Here is a 3,117-nt window from a genome sequence, read left to right as displayed (position 1 = left end):
AACAAACGCAGGGAAAACCGGTGTGCAACACCGCTTTCGACATATGGACGTCAAAAGCCCCTTCGGCAAAAGGCGTTGGCTTTACTCACTCACCCAGCTTCAATGCCGAAACCGCACTCTTTGGAACATATTCCGTGGCTGCAGAGCGGCGGCAGAATCCAACGATACCGCAACCCATTCAGGAGAAATGGAGGTCAGAGCGGCTCCTGCAACGCCCTCTTGCTGCCAACGGACAAATCACGCAAGGGCCAGACATGAGCGGATAGCACGTGCTATTCGGATCGGACCATCGCAAACAAGAAAAGCGGCGACCGGTCGCCGCTTTTCCGTTTCTGAGCGGGCGAACTTGCAGGGACGGTCGCTCAGAAATTCTGCCAATCGACGGCGACCGCCGCTGAAAGCACCGTCCTTTGGCCGCGGCACATTGCGCGACGTTTCTGCCCGCGGTCTTCGATGGTCTGCGCCTCGCGGCACTGGATGATTTGCGATTTTGCAAGTGGGACGACGGCACTGTAACGTTAACCGGCGGTCTATTTCCGCCTGCGATGAATGGGCATGAGGAACATTGCCCACAATCGACTTTATCGTCGTCACCCATTTCCCGCTGATGTGATTGCCTATGCGGTCTGGCTGTATTTCCGGTTTCCCCTCAGCCTGCGAATGGTCGAAGACCTGCTGGCAGCCCGTGGCATCATCGTCTCACATCAGACGATCCGTTTATGGGCGGAGAAATTCGGCAGGCACTTTGCCAATGACGTTCGCAGGCGCTCAGCCGGAAAGCTCGGCAATAAATGGCATCTCGACGAGGTCGTCATCACGATTCGTGGACAGAAGCAATGGCTGTGGCGTGCCGTAGATCAGGACGGCTTCGTCCTCGACGTTCTGGTGCAAAGTCGGCGCAATGCCACGGCCGCCAGGCGTCTCATGCGAAAGCTCCTGAAAGGGCAAGGCCGATCACCTCGCGTAATGATCACCGACAAGCTTCGATCTTACGGCGCAGCCAGGCGCCAGATCATGCCGGGTATTGAACATCGCTCCCACAAGGGCTTGAATAACCGGGCAGAGAATTCGCATCAGCCGATCCGACGAAGGGAGAGGATCATGAAGCGCTTCAAATCGGCTTCTGCGCGGCGGCAATCAAGGTGAGATTCCGCGTCAATCAGGATGAGACTCGGCGGCGTGGGTGTGACGAAGGGAGGGCCTAGCCTGACCGGAGTTACACCCACGCCGCGGCGCAATTTTTCCATCTCAAGAATGCGGTCCGCGATGCACTCCTGATGCGCGGCACCAGAGACTTCGACGATCTCCGCTCCTACCGCGCCTTCATCGACGATGATCGTCAGCCGCCGCAATGCCGCACATGGCAAGCGCATCGATGCCGAGCGCCCGCATCTGCAGGGACTACCCGATCGCCGCACCACCGACTTCGAGGAGGTGGTCGTCACCGTGTCGCGCACCGGCGGCTTCGCCTTGCGCAAGGTCTTCTACACCGTCCCCTCCCGTTTGATCGGCCACCGGCTGCGTGTGCGTTTGTTTGACGATCGTCTCAACGTCTTCATCGGCGGCACGCATTTTCTGACGTTGCCGCGAGGTCGCGCCCACGCGAGCGGCAAGCATGACCAGGTCGTCAACTATCACCACGTCATCCACTCTCTGCGCAAAAAGCCCATGGCGAGCCGAGGCGCATCTGCCGCCTGGCAAGACACTCGAGAGCTTCGCCTTCGACGCCGCGCCCATGGTCTCCAAGGCCCAGGTCATGGCCATTGCCGCCGGCGATAGTTGGCTCGCCAAAGGTGCCAATATCCTCCTGTTCGGTCCGTCTGGCGGCGGAAAGAGCCATCTCGCCGACCGGCTATGCACCAAGACCCGTTTCCGCGCGTCGGACGCTCTGTGAAGCAGCAACAATAATGATCGTTACTGGAATTTTCGCCCTTAAAAAAGGAAGCTCCGAGGTCCGCCAACGGAGCTTCCATAAGGTGCTGGCTCCGACGCACCACCGGTCTCCTCAGACAAGTGGTGGTCAAAAAAGACATCAGCATCCCCTTAAAGACCAAACGAAGAATTTAACTTCCGGGCCCTTACGGCAGACGCTGATGAAGCTTGATAACAATTCGCCATACACAATTCAAGTGTGCTGTCACAGATTTGTTATGTGATGCCGTTCCTTCGCACACAACTGGCAACGCGCGGAGATGACCGCTACTCAGACCGTTACCAACGATCCGACCGGCGACCGCCCCTCCCCTTCCCCGGAACCCAGCACGTTACAAATCTCTGATCAGATTTCGTCCACGAGCTGGCCAACCCTGCGGTGCAGCGTGGTCGGCTCGCACGCAAATCTCCCTATCCGCCGGTTCACCCGGATTTTGTGATCGCAAGGCGCGCGCCCACCGCCAACGAACCAGATCACTTGATATCACCGTTCACAATTGTGACTGTCATAATCGCTTGACGTCATTACCGGTCCAATGTTATCAATACACATCGCCTGTGAATGAACCATGCAAGCTCCACCCTCCCCGCTTGTTCCATTTCAGGTGATGGCTTCACCGGCCGCCCCAGGTCTCAAAAACCTAGTCGGCGTGCAAGAAGCAATTGCTACAGGGGAGCTCTGCATGAGACGCAGAGCTCCCCTGTGGGCAACAGCGGATCCTACCGTTTTGCATTGGCTTCGCTGCGGTCTGGAGAACGCGGCTTACGCTGCACATACAGAGAACGGTGGCTGCTCAGGTGAGGTGGAGTGCCTGGGCGCGCAAACGTTGATGGATCGCTCATCTGTTGGGCCACAGTCCTTCAACGATGCTGCGATTGTGGCCGCCCGGCCTCCGGATTGAGTATTTTTTCACATCACTGGTTTGCAGAAGCTCGCGAGCCTTTTCAGGGTTATGGAATGTTCGGTCTCTTGCGTGGAATACAGACCTTAAGGGACACTGTGCATCAGATTTCGGCGGCCCATACGCCTGAGCGTGATGGGAATGCGTTTGTCCAATCGCTAGAAGGCGCGCGTCGTGGCGCTCGACCGATTGAGGGCCCTGTTTCGCCTTTGTATCTGCGGTCCGAGGCGGCGTTTCCCGGGTTTGTCGAGGATGCGCTGAGGCTGACGGTTGCGGATTCGGA

Annotated in this window: 3 protein-coding genes and 2 pseudogenes; all 5 read left to right on the top strand. The window is 57.9% G+C overall.

Features of this window, described 5'->3' with window-relative positions; all coding sequences use genetic code 11:
- On the top strand, window positions 1-266 hold a 266-nt coding region (locus tag IB262_RS35810), incomplete at its 5' end, for a hypothetical protein (RefSeq protein WP_210337878.1).
- A 289-nt stretch (window positions 267-555) separates the two neighbouring features.
- Window positions 556-1,146: an IS6 family transposase gene (locus tag IB262_RS35295; RefSeq protein WP_192494565.1), complete on the top strand. Its 591-nt coding sequence runs from the start codon at window positions 556-558 to the stop codon at window positions 1,144-1,146.
- A gap of 98 nt (window positions 1,147-1,244) precedes the next feature.
- Window positions 1,245-1,683: pseudogene (locus tag IB262_RS35290) on the top strand (IS21 family transposase); the annotation flags it as partial.
- Window positions 1,676-1,846, top strand: a pseudogene (locus IB262_RS35285) (ATP-binding protein); the annotation flags it as partial. The pseudogenes IB262_RS35290 and IB262_RS35285, both read left to right, overlap by 8 nt.
- A 984-nt stretch (window positions 1,847-2,830) precedes the next feature.
- The coding region (locus IB262_RS35805) for a hypothetical protein (RefSeq protein ID WP_210337875.1) at window positions 2,831-3,117 on the top strand (287 nt) is incomplete at its 3' end.

Source organism: Ensifer sp. ENS02, from assembly GCF_014851885.1.
GTDB lineage: Bacteria > Pseudomonadota > Alphaproteobacteria > Rhizobiales > Rhizobiaceae > Ensifer > Ensifer adhaerens.
The sequence above is the reverse complement of the archived record's forward strand: the minus strand, read 5'-3'. Positions and strand labels throughout refer to the sequence as shown.

Excerpts from the sequence above, each read along its gene's own strand:
- IB262_RS35295 (WP_192494565.1), top strand. The coding sequence starts at position 556 with ATGAGGAACATTGCCCACAATCGACTTTATCGTCGTCACCCATTTCCC.